1 rRNA gene (only partly in view) is annotated in these 309 nt (G+C 48.5%); it reads right to left on the bottom strand.

From position 1 onward, the window contains the following. Nucleotides 1–309: ribosomal RNA gene (locus ACRBCU_RS18490) — 23S ribosomal RNA — on the bottom strand (its annotated part extends past both window edges: 422 nt to the left, 327 nt to the right); the annotation flags it as partial.

Genomic DNA, 309 nt, shown 5'->3' with positions numbered 1-309 from the left:
TTCCCATCGACTACGCATTTCTGCCTCGCCTTAGGGGCCGGCTTACCCTGCTCAGATTAACTTTAAACAGGAAACCTTGGGATTTCGGCGAGAGTGTTTCTCACACTCTTCTCGTTACTCATGTCAGCATTCTCACTTCTGATACCTCCAGGCAACCTCACGGTTACCCTTCACAGGCTTACAGAATGCTCCGCTACCACGCACAGTAAACTGTGCATCCTAAGCTTCGGTGGACAATTTAAGACCCGATACATCTTCGCCGCCAGACGTCTTATTTAGACCAGTGAGCTATTACGCTTTCTTTAAAGG

It is taken from the genome of Planktotalea sp., from assembly GCF_050633725.1.
In the GTDB taxonomy this organism is placed as follows: domain Bacteria; phylum Pseudomonadota; class Alphaproteobacteria; order Rhodobacterales; family Rhodobacteraceae; genus Planktotalea.
The sequence above is the reverse complement of the archived record's forward strand: the minus strand, read 5'-3'. Positions and strand labels throughout refer to the sequence as shown.